Here is a 19,422-nt window from a genome sequence, read left to right as displayed (position 1 = left end):
ATATACAAAACGTCACATAACCGTTACACTCCATGGCATGTATAAACATGCCCTCCTCCTGCTTGCCCTCCTCGCCACGCCGGCCTCGGCGGTCTCTCCCATTGCCGAGGCGATCTGCGAGCCAACCCCCGCGATGCATGAGAAACTGACCGGCCAGTTCGGCGCCAGCCGGACGGCCTCGGGCATCCGTGACCCGGAACAGGTGATGGAGGTCTGGACCGACGCTCAGGGCGACTGGACGCTGGTGGTCACCTATGCGCACGGCACATCCTGCATCGTCGCGATGGGCGAACACTGGACGGCGCAGATCCCGACCGACCCTGCCTGACGCGCCATGCCGCACTGCGGCGGTGTACAGGGGGTGCACAGGTGCTGCACGGATGTCACCGGGCATGAGAAAGCCCAAATGCTGCAAGTACAGCACGCCCGACCATCTCCATATCAGAAACAATACCCCGCAAAGGCCGCGCACCGTTTACACCCAAAACTATTTATGATCGACCTTCGACCAAGCCCGTTTTCTCCACATGCCATTGAAATACATAAATAATACTGGACATCCCGCCGAACCTCCCCATTTCACGCACGGCTTCTCTACTTCGCCTTAACCTATCGTCCCTCTATACTTTTCTCTGTTGTTGTGTTGCGAGGGTCGGATGACCTGTTTTCTGCGCGGCGTCGTCGGTATGGCGCTTGTTCTGATCTCACTTCCGGCCATGGCCGATCCCATACGCTGGGCGTTGATAGACGACTGGGACGTGGGCTTTTACCCGGCGACCCGCGGTTGCCTCGCTTTCGCGCGCTTTGACGATACCGATTTCTTTATCGGGTTCGACACTTACGAAGACGTGCCCGCGCTGGATATCACCGTGCTCGACGGGCGCTGGGAATCGATTGAACAGAATTCGCGCTACCCGATCTCGCTCGTCTTCGGGGATCAGCCGCCGTGGACACTCGACATGCTGGGTGTCTACATGGACGGCACGCCGGGTTTGAACATCTTGATCGACGCTTCGATGGACCGCTCCGAAACCTTTGTCGATGAATTTCAGCGCGAAGCGGGCATGACATGGTCCTATGGCGATACCCAGCTGGGCAAGTTCACCCTGCGCGGCTCGCGGCGCGCCTTCGAAGAGGTCCGCGCCTGCCAGGAGGCGCATCAGGACGAAATCCTGCGCATGGAGCTTGAGGAAAAAGGCATCATCGTCACCCCGGATGCTCTTCCCCTCCCCATGGAGGCTGCCGCCAGTGTCGTACCCGCCGCGCAGACGGACCTGAGCGCGCAGCGACCGCCGAGCGCGAGCGCAAGGGCGGTGTCCCGGCCTCCTGAGGTGGCAGCAACGGTGCCCCCGCCAGCGTCTGAAGAACCCGCCCGACCAGATGTCATCAAGGCCCAGCCAATCGCCGCGCAGAGCGTCGCGGCACCGCTCTCACCGGTCGATCCCAAAGCCATCAGCGAAGCACTCGCAAGTGATTGATCTGTCGCCAGTCGACAGGCCCACAAACCCCCGCTAGGTTTGCAAAAAGATCAGCCAGGAGAGCAGGATGACGCCAGCGGACGCGCAGAAAATTCTCGAAGAAAACTTCGCCGAATGGGTGCTCGCCCTGCAACCCGAGGTGCTGTCCATCGACAAGGAACACGCGTTGGTCCGTATGCCCGTGGGCCAGCATCTGATCCGTGTCGGCGGGATCGTTTCCGGGCAGGCCATGGCCGCGCTGGCCGACACTGTGATGGTGCTCGCGGCGCTGGCCCACGCGGGCGAATTCCGGCCCTGCGCCACGACCGATCTCAGCACGCAATTCCTGCGCCCGGCGTCCGGCAAGGCGATCATCTGCCGTGCCTTCGTGGTTCGGGCCGGCAAGGCGATGACCTTTACCCGTGCCGAGATGAGCGATGAGGAAAGCGGCAAGCTGGTCTCGACCGCCACCGCCTCTTTTTACGCCGGCTGAGGCAGGATGCTGATCCGGATCTGCCTGTGTCTAGCCCTGCTTGTTGCCGGTTGCGGTCGTCCCCTGACTCAGTCCGAGCTTGCTTTTGCCACGTCTCTGCATGGCGAAGAACTCAACGTCGACAAGGTCCGGCTGGTCGAGGGCGCGCTGGTCGCCGCGGTCACGTTTCACAGAAAGGCACGGCCCCGCACCACCTGCCGAGAACGCATTCTACCGCCTGTGAAAGAGGGGATCGTGACCGCAAAACCAGCAGCCATGACCCTGTTCAACAAGGTTTATTTCGTGCGCGACTGGTTTTCCGAGGATTTCTTGTCCGAGTATCCGGAGCTGCTCAACCTAACCGCCGCGATGCTGCTGGGGCACGAGCTGACCCATGTCTGGCAATGGCAGAACCGTCAGAAAACCGGCTATTCGCCGCTGCGCGCCGCGGCCGAGCACGGGTATATGAAAGACCCCTACCTGTTTGAACTCGAGGGCGCGCCGGACTTTCTGCAATACGGCTATGAACAGCAGGGCGCGATTGTCGAGGAATACATCTGCTGCCGCGCGCTCGATCCCTCTGCGGCTCGCACGAAACGGCTGCATGACATGCTGCGCGGGGCCTTTCCGGTGACCGACCTTCCCCAGAACCGCCAGCGCGAACGGGACGTTCTTTTGCCATGGCGCGGGGCCGAGCTCAGGGGAATTTGTTCGTGATCAACCTTCGGTGCCGACCTGTATGCTTTCCAGATAGGTCATGAGCGCTGCCAGCGGGCGCGGCGTCGGCGTCATCGTGCCTTCGACCTCGACGGGAACAAGCTCGCCTTCGAGGAGGTCGCCGAATTCAGGCATGACGCTGGCGGCCTTGCCCCGCCCGTAGCCGTCAATTTGCGACAGCACATGCGCACGCGGGAAAACGCCATCGTTGCGCTCGGATATGCGCGTCAGGTCAGGAGCAACGGTGCCGTCATTCAACCGCATGCCGGTCGCGGTGGCGGTGTGACATCCCGAGCAATTCCGCGCGAAAAGCATCTCTCCCTCATCGGGGCCGGGCATCACGTCAACGGCACAGGCGGCCGCGATGAACAAGGCCGGCAGGCTCCACAAAGCTTTGGCGATCATTGGCTTTTATCCTCTCAACCCACATGGCGAGTCTGCCGGAGCGCGCGCCGTTCGGCAAGTGGCCCGGGCAAAAACTGTGCCGCTTATGCCTTGGGCGCGGCGAGTTCGCCCACCTGTGCCCAAAGCGTCTCATCCAGCGCGACCGGATCGGCGTGCCGCTTGCCCTGCCCCGGCAGCCGCCCGCCCTCTTCGGCGGCAACGGCCTCGGCCAGTGCCGCGAAACGCGCCCCGAAAGTATCTGTGCAGCCCGGATCGATCAGCAGGTAGAATTGGCCCAGATCATGCGGCGGCCCGTCGGGCGCCTTCAGCGGTTTGACGTCGAGCGAATTGACGCCGCCCGTCATGCCCGCGGCCAGCAATTCCGCCATCACGCCAAAGCCCCAGCCCTTGTAGCCGCCCATCGACACCAGCGTCCCGCCCAGCGCGGCCTCTGGGTCGGTGGTCGGACGGCCCTCGGCGTCAAGCGCCCAGCCTTCGGGGATGGGTTCACCCGCCGCCTTGGCCATGGTGATCTTGCCCAGCGCGACGGTGGTGGTGGACTGGTCGAACTGCATGGCCACACCGCCCTGCCCGTCCGGCACGGAAAAGGCGATCGGGTTGGTACCGATCACCCGCGACCGTCCGCCCGGCGGCGCAACGATGGGCGAGGCATTGGTGAATCCGATCCCGATCAACCCCGCCCGCGCGATCTGCCCGGTGAAAAAGCCAAGCGAGGTGCAGGTATGCGTATGCCCCACGGCGAGCGAAGCGGTGCCGTTTTCCCGCGCCGCCGCCACGGCCTCGGGCAGGCCACGCGCAAAAGCCGGTTGCGCGAACCCCATGCGCCCGTCGACGCGGACGAATCCGGGGCGCGGGCGGTCGACTGTGGGCTCGACATCGCCTTTTACCCGGCCCGAGACGAGCTGTTTGCAATAGCTTTCAAGGTAATAAAGCCCGCAGATCCGGTTTCCGAAAGCCTCGGCCTCGACCACGGCGGCCGTCACTTCGGCCGCGACCCATGATGCGGCCCCGTGGCTTTCTAGCGCCGCCTGCGTGGCCTCACCGATTTCCTTCAGCGAAACCTCGATCATATGAGCTGACCATCGGTCAGGTGGATGACCCGGTCCATCCGCGCGGCAAGGTCAAGGTTATGCGTCGCGATCAGCGCCGCCATTTCGGTGGTTCGCACCAGGTCGATCAGCGCCCCGAACACAGTCTCGGACGTCGCCGGGTCAAGGTTGCCGGTCGGCTCGTCCGCAAGCAAAAGACGCGGGCCATTGGCCATGGCGCGGCAAAAGGCGACACGCTGTTGCTCGCCCCCCGAGAGCGCCGCCGGACGATGACTTGCACGCGGGCCGACGCCGACACGGGTGAGCAATTCCGTGGCTCGTGCTGCCGCCGCGCTCCTGTCCACACCGTTCGCCAGTTGCGGCAGGGTGACGTTTTCCGCTGCCGTGAACTCGGGCAGCAAGTGGTGGAACTGGTAGATGAATCCGACATCGCGCCGCCGTACCTGCGTGCGCACCGCATCGCCCTCGCCGGTCATGTCCTGACCGGCAATCCGAACCCTTCCAGTATCGGGCGTATCCAGCAGCCCCGCGATATGCAAAAGGGTCGACTTTCCCGCCCCCGAGGGCGCGACAAGGGCAACGATCTCGCCCTTGCCGACGCTCAGATCGATGTTGTCGAGCACCCGCACCTCGCCCGGCAGACCCTTGTTGTAGGTCTTTGAGATTCCGCCCAGATCCAGCGCAACATCACTCATAGCGCAGCGCCTCCACCGGGTTCATCCGGGCCGCGCGGCGGGCCGGGAAATAGGTCACGAAAAAGGACAGCCCCAGCGACAGGGCCACCGCCGACAAGACGTCCGACAGGTGCAGCTCTGCCGGAAGCGCATAGATCCCCCGGATCGACGGATCCCAGACACCGCCGCCCATCGCGTAATTGACGAAGGAAAAGATCGGGTCGATGTAAAGCGCAAACAGACAGCCCAGAAGCACGCCCATCGCCGTGCCGATCAGCCCGGTAAAGGCACCGCAGATAAAGAACACCCGCAGCACCGAGCCTTCGCTCAGGCCGATGGTGCGCAGGATACCGATGTCACGGCCCTTGTTCTTGACCAGCATGATCAGTCCCGAGACGATGTTCATGGTCGCAATCAAAACGAGGATCGACAGGATGATGAACATCACGTTGTCCTCGACCTCGAGCGCGCGCAAAAAGCTGCCCGAAGCATCGCGCCACGTCCAGATCAGCGCCTGATCTCCGGCGGCCCGGAACAGTTGCGGCACCAGCTGGTCCACGGTTTCCGGGTTGTCGACCATCACCTCAAGCTCATCCGCGACACCCTCGCGGTTGAAAAAAGCCTGCGCCTCGGCAAAGGGCATATAGATCCTCGTCCGGTCAATGTCATAGCGCCCGGCGGTAAAGACATAGACCACCTCATAGGCGTTAACGCGCGGGCTGGATCCCATCGCGGTCTGCAACCCGTCGGGCGAGGTCAGCTTGACCCGGTCGCCGACCGAAACCCCGATGATCCGCGCCACTTCGGACCCGATGGCAATGCCCTCGTCAAAGCGCGACAGGTCGCCAGCGGATTGCTCTGCCTGCGCGATACCGGGCAGCGATCTAAGATCTTCTGCGGCGATGCCAAAGGCCTCGACCCCGGTGCTTTCGCCCTGCGCGCTCAGAAGCACTTGCCCCCGTATCAGCGGCGCAACCCGCGTCACACCGGGCACCTGCGCCACCGCCTCGGCCATCGCCGGGTATTCGGCAATCGTGCGGTTCACATTGCCAAGCGGGTCGACCTCGCCGGTCGAATAAACCGTCACATGGGCATTGGCGCCAAGGATCGTGCCCACGAATTCCGAGCGGAATCCAGACCTTACGGCAAGGGTGGCGATCAGCGCGAAAACCGCGAGCGTGATTCCGATCAGACTGATCCATGTCATCACGCTGACGCCGCCCTCGGCGCGACGCGCTCTCAGGTAACGCCAGGCAATAAGCCATTCGAAGGCCGCAAAGGGCGGGGGAGTTTTAGGCAAGTCGTGCTCCGATTTCCGGGTCGGGCGGACATTGCGCCGGGCCAGTGCCAGCGTCAAGCCGATCCCCGACCCGGGAAATCAATCCTGCGAAGTCAGGCGAAGAACCGCCCCGTTCGCCTCGTCCACCAAGAGCAGAACCGACCCGTCCGAGGTGACCTCGACATCGCGGATGCGGCCCTGATCCTCGACCAGACGCTCTTCGCCGGTAACCATACCGTCACCGTCCAGCTTCAGCCGCACCAGACCACCGGGGCTGAGCGATCCGGCAAGGATATCGCCCTGCCAGGCCTCGAACATCTGGCCATCGTAGAAATCGAAACCACCCGGTGCGATGACCGGATCCCAGTAGTACACGGGTTCTTCCATGCCCTCCGCGCGGGGAATGCCTTCGCCAATCGGTGCGCCACCGTAGGTCTCGCCATAACTGACGACGGGCCAGCCGTAGTTCAGGGCCGCCTTGGCCCTGTTCAGCTCATCCCCGCCCTTGGGGCCATGTTCCAGCGTCCAGAGAACGCCATCGCGATAGGCGGCGCCTTGGACGTTGCGGTGGCCGTAGGACCAGATCGTGTCAATCGCCCCTTCCTCCGAGGCAAAGGGGTTATCCATCGGCACGCTGCCATCTAGGTTCAGACGGATCACCTTGCCGTAGGTGGTGGAGAGATCTTGCGACATACCCCGTTCGGCCATCGAGGAATGCTCGCCCGTGGTGATGAACACATGACCGTCGCCGTCGAACACGACCCGCGATCCGTAATGCATCGGCGTCGGCGAGGGCGGATCCTGAACAAAGATGTCCTCGACCTCCTCCAGCCGCGTCATGTCCTCACTCAGCACGCCACGCGCCGCGGCTGTCACCGACTTTCCGTCGCCCGCCGGTTTGGAGTAGGTCAGATAGATCATCCGGTCGCGGGCAAAGTCCGGTCCCAGTGCGACGTCGAGCAGACCGCCCTGCTTGACGGCATGCACCTCCGGCACGCCCTCAACCGCTGTTTCCAGCAACTCGCCATCCGCGCTGATGACGCGCAGGCGCCCAGCCCGCTCGGTCACCAGAAAACCGCCACCCGGCAGTTCGGCAATACCCCAGGGGTGCGACAGGCCAGAGGCCACGGTTTCGACCGCAATGCCGATATCGCTTTGCATCGCGGGCGCCCGGGTCTGGTTCTCAAAGGCGGGCTCGAACTCCGGCACGTTCTTCGCCCCCTGCGCCACCGGCTCGGCACAGGCCGACACGCCAAGGGCAAGGGAGAAAATTGCGATTGAACAGGAGGTCAAAATTTTCATGGCACAGGTCCTCGTCTTAGGGGCGGAACGGGTGTCACCCAACACTGCAAGGTTAGAGCAATCAGGCCCCAAGACGAACCAAGCCCGCTCACGATCGGGTGAACGGGCTTTCCATGTCTTATTTGTCTTGTGTCTTAAAGTTCATGCAGGGCGGTATTGTTTTCCTGTATCGCTTGGGTGCGGTCATCGGACACTACCGCGTCCAGCGTACCGTCGTCACCAAACACCAGAACCGTCCCTTCCGGCACATCGTCACCCATCATCGGGTCTGTCGCGATCACCGAGGCGTTCGCCCCAAGCACCCCGCTGTTCTCTCCCAGCATGGGCGAAATCAGATCGCTGACACCCAAGGGCACGGCGAACGCCCATGTGGCCAACGCCAACGCGCCTGCTGTAACACTTGCACCAATAACATACTGCGGCCGTTGCATAACCAGGTCTCCACTTTGATCCCTTGCTTCGGGACCATAACACAGGAGGCATAGGAAAAGTTCCGCCTATGGTGAAAACGGACTGTTGATAAATAAGAAAAAATCCGGATGGCAGGACACGGATTGAGTGCGGAACGCGGCTTTGTGTGGCATCAGCGCCCCCGGTCCGGCATCGTGCCTGCGCCAAAAGAAAACGGCGGGCCAATCGACCCGCCGACATTCCGTGATTTCGGATCAACCCTTGTTTACAAGCTTTTCACAAGGTGCGGCGCATAGATTTCCGCCAGTTTCTTGACCGCATCCTCCGGCGGCAGTTCTTCGCTTTCACCGCTGCGCCGCGAGGTCAGCTCGACTACCCCGTTCTTCAGCCCGCGCGGCCCCACCGTGATCCGCCAGGGCAGCCCGATCAGGTCCATGGTGGCGAATTTGCCACCCGCACGTTCCTTGCGATCATCATAGAGCGGTTCCAGCCCGACTATGTTCAGCGCCGCATAGATCTGCTCACAGGCCGCGTCGGCGGCTTCGTCGCCCTGCTTGAGGTTGACGAGTCCCACGTGGAACGGCGTGACCCCCTCGGGCCAGATGATCCCGTTCTCGTCATGGCTCGCCTCGATGATCGCGCCCAGCAGACGGCTGACGCCGATGCCGTGGCTGCCCATGTGTACGTCGACCTTCTTGCCCTCGGCATCCTGCACGCTCGCGCCCAGCGGCTCGGAATACTTGGTACCAAAGTAAAAGATCTGACCCACTTCGATCCCCCGCGACGACCGGCGACGCTCTTCCGGGATCTCGTTGAACTTGGCCTCGTCATGGGTCTCGTCGGTGCGCGCATAGGGCGTCGTCCACTCCTCGCAGATCGCACGCAACTGCGCCGCATCGGCGAAATCGACTTCCCGGTCGCCCAGTTTGAGATCGGTGATCGCGCTGTCATAGAACACTTCGCTCTCGCCCGTCTCCGCCAGCACGAGGAACTCATGGGTGTCCTCGCCGCCAATGGGGCCAGAGTCCGCACGCATCGGGATCGCCTTCAGGCCCATCCGCTCATAGGTGCGCAGATAGCTGACCATGTGCCGGTCATAGGCGCGCATCGCCGCCTCGTAATCCATGTCGAAGTTATAGCCGTCCTTCATCAGGAACTCGCGCCCGCGCATCACGCCGAACCGCGGCCGGATCTCGTCGCGGAATTTCCACTGGATCTGGTAGAGCGTCAGGGGCAGGTCCCTGTAGCTCGATACATGGCTGCGGAAAATATCGGTGATCAGCTCCTCGTTCGTCGGCCCGAACAGCATGTCGCGCCCGTGACGGTCGGTGATGCGCAGCATCTCTTCGCCATAATCGTCGTAACGACCGGATTCACGCCACAGATCGGCCGATTGCATGGTCGGCATCAACAGCGGGATATGCCCTGCACGCTGCTGTTCCTCATGCACGATATTCTCGATCTTGCGCAGAACCTTGAAGCCCAGCGGCAACCAGGAATAGATCCCCGCCTGCGCCTGCTTGATCATCCCCGCCCGCAACATCAAACGGTGGCTGACAATCTGCGCTTCGGCAGGGTTTTCTTTGAGAACGGGCAGGAAATAGCGGCTCAGGCGCATGTCGGCTCCAAATCGAAACGGTTTTCACAGGGTCTAGGCATTTGCACGCAGCGAGACAAGCCGGTCCGAACGATCAGGCGGCGCTTTCCCGGAAACCAAAGGCCCACAACGATACTTCTGTCTGGTGGCGGACAAACCGCAAAGCGCTAGGTCTACCTGCAAACCCACAAGGAACAGCCAAATGGATTTCGACCCCGAAACCGATCTCACCTTCACCCGGACCCTGCCCGTCGCGCCAGAAACGGTCTGGGCCTGCTGGACGACACCCGAGCATATCAAGCAGTTCTTCGTCCCCCGGCCCCATCGGGTCACCGCCTGCGACATCGACCTGCGCCCCGGCGGCCGTTTCGACACCACCTTCGAGGTCGAAGGCAACGTGATGGAAAACCGCGGCGTCTACCTCGAGATCGACAAACACCGCCGCCTCGTCTTCACCGATGCCTATACCGAAGGCTGGAAACCGGCCCCCGAGCCATTCCTGACCGCGATCATCGAGCTTGAACCCGATGGCGAAGGCGGCACCCTCTATACCGCCACCGCCCGCCATCGCAGCGCCGAGGCCCGCGAACAGCACGAAAAGATGGGTTTCATCGAGGGTTGGAACATCGTCGCAGACCAGCTCATCGACTATGCGAAAACGCTCTGATCCACTCTTCTTTGGGTCTCAAATATCCTCGGGGGAGTGCCGTCAGGCACGGGGGCAGACAGCCCCCTCCCCGCTGTCGGCACGATCCGGCCCCTACGCTTTCCGTGCCGCCAGACCGACAAGGTTCAGGCAGGTCTGCGTCGCCCGGGCCATGTCCTGCACGCTGATCCATTCCAGCGGCCCGTGAATTTCCTGCATGCCGGTAAAGATATTCGGCGTCGGAACACCCAGCTCGGTCAGGCGCGAGCCATCCGTGCCACCCCGGATCGGGACCGACACCACCTCCATACCCGCCGCCCGCACCGCCTCGCGGGCCAGATCCACTGGCGTCATGTCCTTTTCCAGCCAGTAGCGCATGTTGCGATACTGCGGCGTGATCTCACAGGTAATCCGCGCCCGGGGCTCGCCCTTGGCAACGGCGGCGCAGACCTCCTGCAAAAGCGCGCCCTTCTCGGCCAGCCCCTCTAGCTCGAAATCGCGCAGGAAGAATTGCAACTCGACTTCTGCGGCCCGGCCGCGCATCTCAGCCAAATGGATGAACCCTTCGCGCGCCGAGGTCGTTTCCGGCGTCAGCGTCACATGCGGCAGGGTCATAACGATCTTCGAGGCCAGATGCAGCGCGTTCACCAGCTTGTCCTTGGCCCAGCCCGGATGCGCGGCCACGCCCGTCACCGTCACCAACGCCGCATCGGCAGAGAAGCTCTCGAATTCCACCTCACCCGGTTTCGATCCATCCAGCGTATAGGCGAAATCCGCGCCCAGATCGGCCGGCAACCGCGCGTCCACGCCGCGTCCGATCTCCTCGTCCGGGGTGAAAGCCAGCCGCAGCTTGCCATGCGGGATGTCGCGGTTTTCCAAGAGATGCCGCGCCATGGTCATGATGATCGCCACCCCGGCCTTGTCATCCCCGCCCAAAAGCGTCGTGCCACTCGCGGTGATGATATCCTCGCCCTGCTTTTCGCCCAGATAGGGCGAGACCTCGGGCGAAAGAACCAGATCCGGCGCATCCGCAAAGGCGATCTCGCCGCCGTTATAGCCGCGATGCACCACCGGTTTCACCCCCGCCGCATTATACGCCGGGGCCGTGTCCACATGGGCCGCAAAGCCGATGACCGGCACTGCGTGCTCTACCGTCGCCGGCACGCTGGCCAGCACCACGCCATAGTCGGTCAGCTCCACCTCTTCGGCGCCCATCGCTTCCAGTTCGGACACCAGCAGCCGCGACATGTCGAGCTGCCGTTCAGTGCTAGGCGCGCTCGGTGAATCCGCGTCGCTCTGGCTATCAATGGCCGCGTAGCGGGTCAGCCGGTCTTCGAGTTCGCTGTCGAAATCTGTGCGCATCCAAGGCTCTCCTGTTTATTGCGCGCATGGAACACTTCCGCACGAAACGAAGTCAAGCGACCTCCCCCAAACTGCTGATCTTTGCGCCACCCCTTGCAAGCCCGCGCCCCTTGGGCGATGTGAAGGGAGGTAAATCCAGCAAGGGCCGCGCCATGTCGCTACCGGTGAATGAACAGCTGAAATACTGGGGCATCGCGGCGGCGGTCTTCGCCCTGATGCTCTGGCTGCTCGGCGATGTACTGCTGCCCTTCGTGATCGGCAGCGCCATCGCCTACATGATCGATCCGCTGGCCGACCGGCTCGAACGCGCCGGGCTCAGCCGGGCCGCCGCCACCGCGATCATCACCATTGCCGCGATCCTGACTTTCGCGCTGGTCACCCTGCTGATCGTGCCGACCCTCATCTCGCAGACCGCCGGGCTGATCGATACCCTGCCGCAACTGACCAACCGGTTCCAGGCTTTCCTTGGCGAACGGTTTCCCTCCCTGCTCGAAGAAGGCTCGACGATCCGGCAAACCCTCGTGTCAATCGGGGAATCGATCCGCGAAAGGGCGCCGCAGGTGGCCGAAACCTTACTTGGTTCGGCGCTGTCGCTGATCAACGTCGTCGTCCTGCTGGTGATCGTGCCGGTGGTGTCGGTATACATGCTGCTCGACTGGGACCGCATGATCGCCCGCATCGACGAGCTTCTGCCCCGCGAACACGCCCCCACCATTCGCCGCCTCGCCGCCGAAATCGATGAAACGATGGCCGCTTTCGTGCGCGGCATGGGGCTGGTCTGCCTGATCCTCGGTACCTATTACGCGGTGGCGCTGATGATCGTCGGGCTGAATTTCGGCCTTGTCGTCGGCTTTATCGCCGGCCTGGTCACTTTCATCCCCTATCTCGGCGCACTGATCGGTGGCGTGCTCGCCATCGGGCTTGCCCTGTTCCAGTTCTGGGGCGAATGGCTTTCGATCGGCATCGTCGCTGGCATCTTCGTGATCGGCCAGATCGTCGAGGGCAATTTCCTGACCCCCAAGCTGGTCGGCGATTCCGTCGGCCTGCACCCGGTCTGGCTATTGCTGGCGCTGGCGGTCTTTGGCGCGCTGTTCGGATTCGTCGGCATGCTGGTGGCCGTGCCGGTCGCCGCCGCGCTTGGCGTGATCACCCGTTTTGCCGTGAACCAATATCTCGACAGCCGCCTTTATCGCGGCGATGACGGCCCGGGCAGCGTCTGATATGGCCCGTCAGCTTGTCTTTGATCTGCCCGTTCGCGCGGCCCTTGGACGTGGCGATTTCTACGTCGCGCCGTCCAACGCCATGGCGGTTGCAATGATCGATGCCGCGCCCAACTGGCCCACCCAGCAGTTGATCCTCACCGGCCCCGCCGGTTCGGGCAAGACCCATCTCGCGCAGGTCTGGTCGGATACCAGCGGCGCACCCGTGATCGCCGCGACGGACATGGCTGGGCAGGACATCCCTGCCCTCGCCTCGGCCCCCTGCATCGTAGAGGACATTCCGCTGATCGCATCGGATGACACGGCGTTGACCGCGCTCTTTCATCTCTACAACCTCTCGCGCGCCGAGGGTCAGCCCCTGCTGATGACGGGGCGCGAAGCCCCGCGCCACTGGAACCTCGCCCTGCCCGACCTGCAAAGCCGCATCGATTCCGTCTTTCAGGTCGAGATGTCGCCCCCCAATGACACGCTGCTCGCGGCCGTGCTGGGCAAGCTGTTCGCCGACCGCCAGATCACGCCCAAACACAACGTGATCCCCTTTCTCCTGCGCCACACCGAACGTTCTTTTGCGGCGGCGAATGAAATCGTCGCACGGCTCGATCAGCTCTCGCTCGAAGAGGGGCGCACGATTTCACGAAGCTTGGCCGCGCGGCTTGTGGGTGATACCGATGAGAAAGCGTGATCCTGTCACCGAACGGTTACATCTCAACCACATAACGCAGCCATGACACATGCAGATTTCCTAGAGTCCGGCTTTCCTCCGGCGACTGAATTCCCCGAACTGGACCTGACCGGCCCGGGGCGTTTCTATAACCGTGAACTAAGCTGGCTCGGCTTCAACTGGCGCGTTCTGGAAGAGGCCGAGAACCTGCGCGTTCCCCTGCTGGAACGGCTGCGGTTCGTTTCGATTTCAGCCGCCAATCTGGACGAGTTCTTTACCGTGCGCGTGGCCGGTCTGCGCGAACTGGCCCATGCGGGCAACACGACCCCGGCCGCGGATGGTCTTACGCCGGCCGAACAGCTCATGCTTATCGGCCAGGACGCGCGTCGCCTCATGCAGGCCCAGCAACGCGTGCTCGTGGAACTCGAACAACAGATGGAATCCGCCGGGATCTCGGTCCTGACACGCAAGGATCTCACCTCGGCGGACCGAACCTACCTGTCGGATTTCTTTCTGAACAAGGTGTTCCCGGTGCTGTCGCCGCTGGCCATCGACCCGGCGCATCCCTTCCCCTTCATCCCGAACACTGGCTATTCGCTTGCCCTGCAGCTGGAACGCAGCCGCGACAAGCGCAGCCTGCAGGCGCTGCTGCCAATCCCGGCGCAGATCAGCCGTTTCGTCTCGCTGGATGCGGAACCTGGAAATCACCGTTTTCTGCCGCTCGAAGAACTGCTGCTGCTGGAAATCGAAAGCCTGTTCCCCGGCTACAAGCTGAAAGCCCATTTCGAATTCCGCGTCCTGCGCGACAGCGATCTCGAAGTCGAGGAAGAAGCCGAAGATCTGGTGCGCGAGTTCGAAGTCGCGCTGAAACGCCGACGCCGTGGCGAAGTCGTGCGGATGACCCATTCCGCCGGCGCGCCGCAAAACCTGCTCAAGACGATCATGGACGAATTGCACGTCTCGCCCCATGACATGATCGAGGTCGATGGCATGATTGGCGTCGCCGACCTGAGCGAGCTGGTGATCGATTCCCGCCCCGATCTGCTCTGGCCGGTCTTTACGCCGCGCATCCCCGAACGGGTCAGCGATTTCGAAGGCGACATGTTTGCCGCGATCCGCCAGAAAGACATGCTGCTGCACCACCCCTATGAAACTTTCGACATGGTGGTGCGCTTCCTCCAGCAGGCGGCACGCGATCCCGACGTGGTCGCGATAAAGCAAACGCTTTACCGGACCTCGCGCAATTCGCCCATCGTCGAAGCGCTCTGCGAAGCCGCCGAGGACGGCAAATCCGTCACCGCCCTTGTCGAGCTCAAGGCCCGTTTCGACGAAGCCGCCAATATCCGGCAGTCGCGACGGCTCGAGCGGGCCGGCGCCCATGTGGTCTACGGCTTCCTCGATCTCAAGACCCATGCCAAGATCTCGACCGTGGTGCGCCGCGAGGGCGACAACCTCGTGACCTACACCCATTACGGCACCGGCAACTATCACCCGATCACAGCCCGCATTTATACCGACCTCAGCTTCTTCACCTGCGACAAGTCGCTCGGTCGCGACGCCACCAAGGTGTTCAACTACCTGTCCGGCTACGCCCAGCCCGAGTCGCTGGAAAACCTCGCCATCTCCCCGATCACGCTCAAACCGCGCCTGCTCGAGCTGATCGACGCAGAGATCGAGCATGTGAAAGCCGGCCGGAAGGGCGAGATCTGGGCCAAGATGAACTCGATCATCGACAGCGAGGTGATCGACGCCCTCTATCGCGCCAGCCAGGGCGGCGTGAAAATCTCGCTCGTCGTACGCGGCATCTGTGGGATCCGCCCGGGAATCAAGGGGCTCAGCGAAAACATCCGCATCAAGTCGATCGTCGGCCGCTTCCTCGAACACTCGCGTATTGTCTGTTTCGGCAACGGCAGCGGCCTTCCCTCGAAAAAGGCCCGGGTGTTCATATCCTCCGCCGACTGGATGGGCCGGAACCTGAACCGCCGTGTCGAAACCCTCGTCGAAATTGAGAACCCCACGGTCAAGGCGCAGATCGTCAGCCAGATCATGGCGGCAAACCTGGCCGACGTGGCTCAAAGCTGGGTAATGGCCCCGGATGGAAGCTTTACACGTACCCCGATCAAGGAAGGCGAATTCGCGTTCAACTGCCACCGGTTCTTCATGGAAAACCCTTCGCTCTCGGGTCGCGGCTCGGCCGGGGCTTCGGACGTGCCAAAGTTGACCCATACCGACGATTGACTCAGCAGGCGCCGTTATTCGTGGATAGTCCAGATGCCTCCGGCGGGGATATTTTAAGACCCAAAGAAGCAGGGGAATTGGCCTCTTCTTCTTTGGGTCAAAAATATCCCGGGGGAGCCGCTCGGAACGAGCGGTGGGGGCAGAGCCCCCTTTCTGTCGCTTCGCCGAGGGTTTCGGTCGGCCAGAATTCGAAATATCTGTCGCGGACTGCAATTGACCCTCTTGGCCTATTGCCGCAGATTGTGCCGGTATGAACGGGGAAAAGACCAGCGTGCAGACAGATCCCTCGCAGCCTGAGCCGGGCCCTTTCGGGCACCCGTTATTTGAAGACCCTTCCGCCCGCGCCCTGTCGCGTGTCGGTGTCATCGACATCGGTTCGAACTCTGTCCGGCTGGTGGTTTTTGACGGCGCTGCACGGTCACCGGCTTATTTTTACAATGAAAAGATCATGTGCGCCTTGGGCGCGGGCATGTCCGATACAGGCCATCTGAACCCCGAAGGCCGTGTACGCGCCCTGAATGCGCTGCGCCGTTTTCAGCATCTGGCGCGCGGTATGGGATTGCCACAGCTGACTGCCGTGGCCACGGCGGCGGTCCGGGATGCAAGCGACGGTCCCGATTTCCGCCAGGAGGTCCTGCGGGAGACCGGGCTGCGGATCTGGGTGATCGACGGCGAAGAGGAAGCACGGCTATCCGCGCAAGGAGTCCTACTCGGCTGGCCCGGTGCCTACGGGCTGATCTGCGATATCGGCGGCTCTTCGATGGAGCTGGCGGAAATCAACGACGGGCGTGTCGGGAAACGGGTCAGCTCCCAGCTTGGGCCGCTCAAGATCGGAGGCATCAAGGGCGGGCGCAAGGGCCGCAAGGAATACATCAAGTCCACGATCAACGAATTGTCCGAATACATGGGCGAGCAGCACAACCGCCTGTTTCTTGTCGGCGGCAGCTGGCGGGCCATCGCGCGGATCGACATGCACCGGCGCGGCTATCCGCTCAAGGTGCTGCATGAATACCGGATGACCACCAAGTCCGTGCGGGCCACGATCAAATACATCGAATCCGCCGATCTCGAGGCATTGCGCAGCGAATGCGGGATATCATCGGCACGTATGGCGCTTGTCCCTCTTGCGTCGGATGTGCTTAGCCGCCTTGTGCAGACCTTCAGCCCGAAGGACATTGCCGTTTCGAGCTATGGGATCCGCGAGGGTCTTCTTTACGAACAGATGCCGCAGGCCCTGCGCGACCGTGACCCCCTGATCGAAGCCTCGCGTTTCGCGGAAAAGAAGGACGCGCGCCTGCCCGGTTTCGGACGCACGCTCTATAACTTTGTCCTGCCGCTGTTCCGCTCTGCTCCGCCCACGCAGAAACGGCTGGTCAAGGCGGCCTGTCTTTTGCATGACGTCAGCTGGCGCGCCCATCCCGATTACCGCGCCGAGGTCTGTTTCGAGAACGCGACCCGCGCCAACCTTGGCGGGCTGAAACATTCGGAACGGGTGTTTCTCGGGCTGGCGCTGCTGCACCGTTACAAGAACAAGCGCGAAGGGACCTCGTTCGAGAACCTCTATTCGCTGCTCGATGAAAAGGGCCAGCATCAGGCCGAGATTCTCGGCAAGGCGATGCGGTTCGGGGCGATGCTGTGGATGCAGGCCGATGCCAAAATGGGCGAATTCGTCTGGCAGCCAAAGAAAAAGCAACTGATCCTGAAGCTACCGCAGCAGGCCATGCCGCTTTACGGGGAGGTCGCCGAGGCGCGACTGATGTCGCTGGCCCAGACGATGGACGCCGAGGTTACCGTCAAGACCGTTCGCTAGGCTGTGCTCAAAGGTCGGTCACGCCCGCGGGCGGAAGATCCCGCTCGCGGGTTTTGGGTTCCGTGTCCGGCTCTGGCTCGGCTTCGGGATCGGGTTTGCGCCGCATGATTATATCGCCATTCGGCAGCATCTCGGGCGCTTCGTACATGGTCCAGTCTTCGACCTCGTCCAGCACGCGGCCCATGGCAGGGCCCATTTCCTCCAGAAAATCGCGCATCTTGGGTCCGTATTCCAGCATCAGCCCCTGAAGATCGCGCAGCGCCGGAGACATTTCATCGCGCAGCCCCTCAAAGAACTGCTGCATGCCCTTTTCCATGAGCGACGGTTCGTCGTCCTCGGTCTGGGCAGCAAGCGGAGCACCGGTGAGGCAGATGGCTAGGGCAATGGCTATAGAATGTCGCATGAAACCAATATAGCGCAAATCCCGGCGCTCGTAAGGGTCAGATATCGATATCGAGCGTAACCGGGAAATGATCAGATGCCGTGAGCAGAGCATCGCGGAGATTCGGGTCGCGGTAACAGCGGGCATCGTCGAACGGGTGCCAGATCCGCCACGCGGGGCGTTTCGCCATCAGGGTCTGTGAAATCATCACGTAGTCGAGCAGCGCCTGAAGAAAGCGCTCGCTGCCGGGGAGATTGAACCGGGCGGTGGTTGGTGACGCGCCCAGCTTGCGCTGGAGCGCTTGCCGGGCGTGCGGATCATAAAGATCGTCGCCAAGCAGGATTTCCACAGAGGACCGTCCGAACAGGTTCTCATATTCATCCAGCCCCGGCCCGTCGTTGAGATCGCCCATCAGGATCAGGTTATCGCCGCGCGCGAGGTGATCAGAGATCCGGGCGCGCAGCCAGACCGCCTGCGCCAGTTGCTTGCGCCGGTTGGCGATCGACAGGCGCATGATGGCGGCTTCGTTCCTAGCCCCGTGGGGCGCCTTGGACTTGAGATGCGCACCGATCAGGCGAAACGCGGTTCCGGACGCTGTTTCAACGGCCAGCTCAAGCGGTGGTTTGGAAAAGCGGATCGTGTCGGCATGGGCGTCGATATCGAGGTCGATGTGAAAACTCGCATCGAACTGCGGCGCGGCAGGGCTCGACTGCGGATCGTGACGGGCTTTCAGCAGGGCGGGATCATAAAGCAGCGAGATTTCCTGCTGGGTCTCGTTAGAAAACCCTGAGACCGCCGCGCTCTGGCGAAGCGAGAAATACCGGGCAAAGTTTTCAAGCGCGACAACAGAGTTCTGTTTGCGCCCGGTGTTCGGCGCTTCGACAATCAGGATGCCATCTGCATCCAGCGCGGTGAAGACCGCGCCCAGCGCATCGATCTGGTCGCCGCGCCGCACCTCGAAACGCCCGGACGGACCGTTATCCACCATCAGCGCATTGTCGTTGTCAAAGAGATTGGCGAACCATTCGACGTTATAGGTGGCCAGACGCATCAGGTCAGCGCGCCGTTGATCTCATCCCATGCCCGGTTGATGTCGCGCATTCTTTTTTCAGCGAGCTTGATTGCCTCTTCGGGCACTCCACGCGCCATCATGCTGTCGGGGTGTGTCTCGCGCACCAGCTTGCGCCAAGCCTTGCGGATTTCCGAGGGCGGCGTGTCCGGCGTGACCCCCAGCACCGAATAGGGATCGGGCTTGGCATCGGAGACAAACCGGCAGCGCAGCGCCTGAAACCCGGCTTCGGACAGGCCGAATATCTCGGCCACGTCGCCCAGAAACCTGTCTTCGTCCGGGTGGTACTGACCGTCCGCGATCGCGATATGGAACAGCCCCTCCATCAGGTCGCGCAGCGTGTTGGGATCGTCAGCGAACATACGCTGGATGGACCGCGCATATTCCTGATAGCCCGCGATATCGGTCCGGGCGAGGTTGAACACCCGCGCGGCGTTCGCCTCGTCCTCGCGGGCGATCTGAAAGACCTCGCGAAAGGCGGTGACCTCGTCCTTGGTGACCTGCCCGTCGGCCTTGGCCATCTTCGCGCCAAGTGCAATGATAGCGATGGTAAAAGCTATGCTGCGTTCGGGGGGCGTGCGCAGGCGGTCGAACACCTCCGAAAGGCTCTCGCCATTCGCAAGCGCCGAGAGCGCATCGGAAATTCTGGTCCAGATCGACATGGCAAGAGC

Annotated in this window: 20 protein-coding genes; 9 read left to right on the top strand and 11 right to left on the bottom strand. The window is 62.4% G+C overall.

The annotated features are described in order from the left end of the window. Positions 1–37 precede the first annotated feature (37 nt). The 4 genes from MF268_RS04500 to MF268_RS04485 all read left to right on the top strand — a co-directional run bounded on the left by MF268_RS04500 (position 38) and on the right by MF268_RS04485 (position 2,646). Positions 38–328 (top strand): hypothetical protein, encoded by a 291-nt coding sequence (locus MF268_RS04500; protein ID WP_238369717.1) that lies wholly within the window; start codon positions 38–40, stop codon positions 326–328. A gap of 328 nt (positions 329–656) precedes the next feature. Then, entirely contained in the window at positions 657–1,478 is an 822-nt protein-coding gene (locus MF268_RS04495) for a flagellar biosynthesis protein FlhF (RefSeq protein ID WP_238369716.1), read from the top strand. 67 nt (positions 1,479–1,545) lie between these two features. Then, positions 1,546–1,950 (top strand): PaaI family thioesterase, encoded by a 405-nt coding sequence (locus MF268_RS04490; protein WP_238369715.1) that lies wholly within the window; start codon positions 1,546–1,548, stop codon positions 1,948–1,950. Between the two features lie 6 nt (positions 1,951–1,956). Then, a complete protein-coding gene (locus MF268_RS04485; RefSeq protein WP_238369714.1) occupies positions 1,957–2,646 on the top strand; it encodes a hypothetical protein in 690 nt (229 codons plus the stop codon). Here MF268_RS04485 and MF268_RS04480 read toward each other — a convergent pair whose 3' ends face one another. From MF268_RS04480 to proS, 7 genes are all read right to left on the bottom strand, one after another. Further along, entirely contained in the window at positions 2,647–3,051 is a 405-nt protein-coding gene (locus tag MF268_RS04480; RefSeq protein ID WP_238369713.1) for a c-type cytochrome, read from the bottom strand. It lies immediately after the preceding gene. 83 nt (positions 3,052–3,134) lie between these two features. After that, on the bottom strand, positions 3,135–4,121 hold the full coding sequence (locus MF268_RS04475) for an Ldh family oxidoreductase (RefSeq protein WP_238369712.1): 987 nt from the start codon (positions 4,119–4,121) through the stop codon (positions 3,135–3,137). Beyond that, on the bottom strand, positions 4,118–4,795 hold the full coding sequence (locus MF268_RS04470; protein ID WP_238369711.1) for an ABC transporter ATP-binding protein: 678 nt from the start codon (positions 4,793–4,795) through the stop codon (positions 4,118–4,120). The genes MF268_RS04475 and MF268_RS04470 overlap by 4 nt, the downstream gene beginning before the upstream one ends. Beyond that, complete coding sequence (locus MF268_RS04465) at positions 4,788–6,074, bottom strand: lipoprotein-releasing ABC transporter permease subunit (RefSeq protein WP_238369710.1); 1,287 nt, start codon at positions 6,072–6,074, stop codon at positions 4,788–4,790. The genes MF268_RS04470 and MF268_RS04465 overlap by 8 nt, the downstream gene beginning before the upstream one ends. A 78-nt stretch (positions 6,075–6,152) precedes the next feature. Beyond that, positions 6,153–7,355, bottom strand: a complete 1,203-nt coding sequence (locus MF268_RS04460) for a PQQ-dependent sugar dehydrogenase (protein WP_238369709.1) — start codon at positions 7,353–7,355, stop codon at positions 6,153–6,155. 134 nt (positions 7,356–7,489) lie between these two features. Beyond that, positions 7,490–7,786, bottom strand: a complete 297-nt coding sequence (locus MF268_RS04455) for a hypothetical protein (RefSeq protein WP_238369708.1) — start codon at positions 7,784–7,786, stop codon at positions 7,490–7,492. A gap of 245 nt (positions 7,787–8,031) precedes the next feature. Beyond that, positions 8,032–9,384 carry a proline--tRNA ligase gene (gene proS, locus MF268_RS04450; RefSeq protein ID WP_238369707.1) on the bottom strand — a complete coding sequence of 451 codons (1,353 nt, stop codon included), beginning with the start codon at positions 9,382–9,384 and terminating at the stop codon, positions 8,032–8,034. Positions 9,385–9,565: 181 nt separating this feature from the next. Here proS and MF268_RS04445 point away from each other — a divergent pair, with 181 nt between their 5' ends. Continuing rightward, entirely contained in the window at positions 9,566–10,030 is a 465-nt protein-coding gene (locus MF268_RS04445) for an SRPBCC family protein (protein WP_238369706.1), read from the top strand. Between the two features lie 93 nt (positions 10,031–10,123). On the opposite strand, the gene pepT is transcribed toward MF268_RS04445, so the two are convergent. Beyond that, positions 10,124–11,371, bottom strand: a complete 1,248-nt coding sequence (gene pepT / locus MF268_RS04440; protein ID WP_238369705.1) for a peptidase T — start codon at positions 11,369–11,371, stop codon at positions 10,124–10,126. A gap of 152 nt (positions 11,372–11,523) precedes the next feature. On the opposite strand from pepT, the gene MF268_RS04435 reads away from it, so the two are divergent. The 4 genes from MF268_RS04435 (at position 11,524) to MF268_RS04420 (ending at position 17,300) form a co-directional block, all read left to right on the top strand. Further along, a complete protein-coding gene (locus MF268_RS04435; RefSeq protein ID WP_238369704.1) occupies positions 11,524–12,591 on the top strand; it encodes an AI-2E family transporter in 1,068 nt (355 codons plus the stop codon). A gap of 1 nt (position 12,592) precedes the next feature. Next, on the top strand, positions 12,593–13,273 hold the full coding sequence (locus MF268_RS04430; RefSeq protein WP_238369703.1) for a P-loop NTPase family protein: 681 nt from the start codon (positions 12,593–12,595) through the stop codon (positions 13,271–13,273). Positions 13,274–13,315: 42 nt separating this feature from the next. After that, a complete protein-coding gene (locus MF268_RS04425; RefSeq protein WP_238369702.1) occupies positions 13,316–15,490 on the top strand; it encodes an RNA degradosome polyphosphate kinase in 2,175 nt (724 codons plus the stop codon). A 250-nt stretch (positions 15,491–15,740) separates the two neighbouring features. Then, complete coding sequence (locus MF268_RS04420; protein ID WP_420485413.1) at positions 15,741–17,300, top strand: Ppx/GppA family phosphatase; 1,560 nt, start codon at positions 15,741–15,743, stop codon at positions 17,298–17,300. A gap of 7 nt (positions 17,301–17,307) precedes the next feature. Here MF268_RS04420 and MF268_RS04415 read toward each other — a convergent pair whose 3' ends face one another. Genes MF268_RS04415 through MF268_RS04405 form a run of 3 tightly spaced genes read right to left on the bottom strand, consistent with a single transcriptional unit; the run spans position 17,308 to position 19,413 of the window. Then, positions 17,308–17,703, bottom strand: a complete 396-nt coding sequence (locus tag MF268_RS04415; protein ID WP_238369700.1) for a hypothetical protein — start codon at positions 17,701–17,703, stop codon at positions 17,308–17,310. A 37-nt stretch (positions 17,704–17,740) separates the two neighbouring features. Beyond that, entirely contained in the window at positions 17,741–18,733 is a 993-nt protein-coding gene (locus tag MF268_RS04410) for an endonuclease/exonuclease/phosphatase family protein (RefSeq protein WP_238369699.1), read from the bottom strand. Further along, a complete protein-coding gene (locus tag MF268_RS04405; protein ID WP_238369698.1) occupies positions 18,733–19,413 on the bottom strand; it encodes a molecular chaperone DjiA in 681 nt (226 codons plus the stop codon). Before MF268_RS04405 ends, MF268_RS04410 begins: the two co-directional genes overlap by 1 nt. Between the last annotated feature and the right edge of the window lie 9 nt (positions 19,414–19,422).

Origin of the sequence: Heliomarina baculiformis, assembly GCF_019966545.1 — a bacterium.
In the GTDB taxonomy this organism is placed as follows: domain Bacteria; phylum Pseudomonadota; class Alphaproteobacteria; order Rhodobacterales; family Rhodobacteraceae; genus Heliomarina; species Heliomarina baculiformis.
The sequence above is the reverse complement of the archived record's forward strand: the minus strand, read 5'-3'. Positions and strand labels throughout refer to the sequence as shown.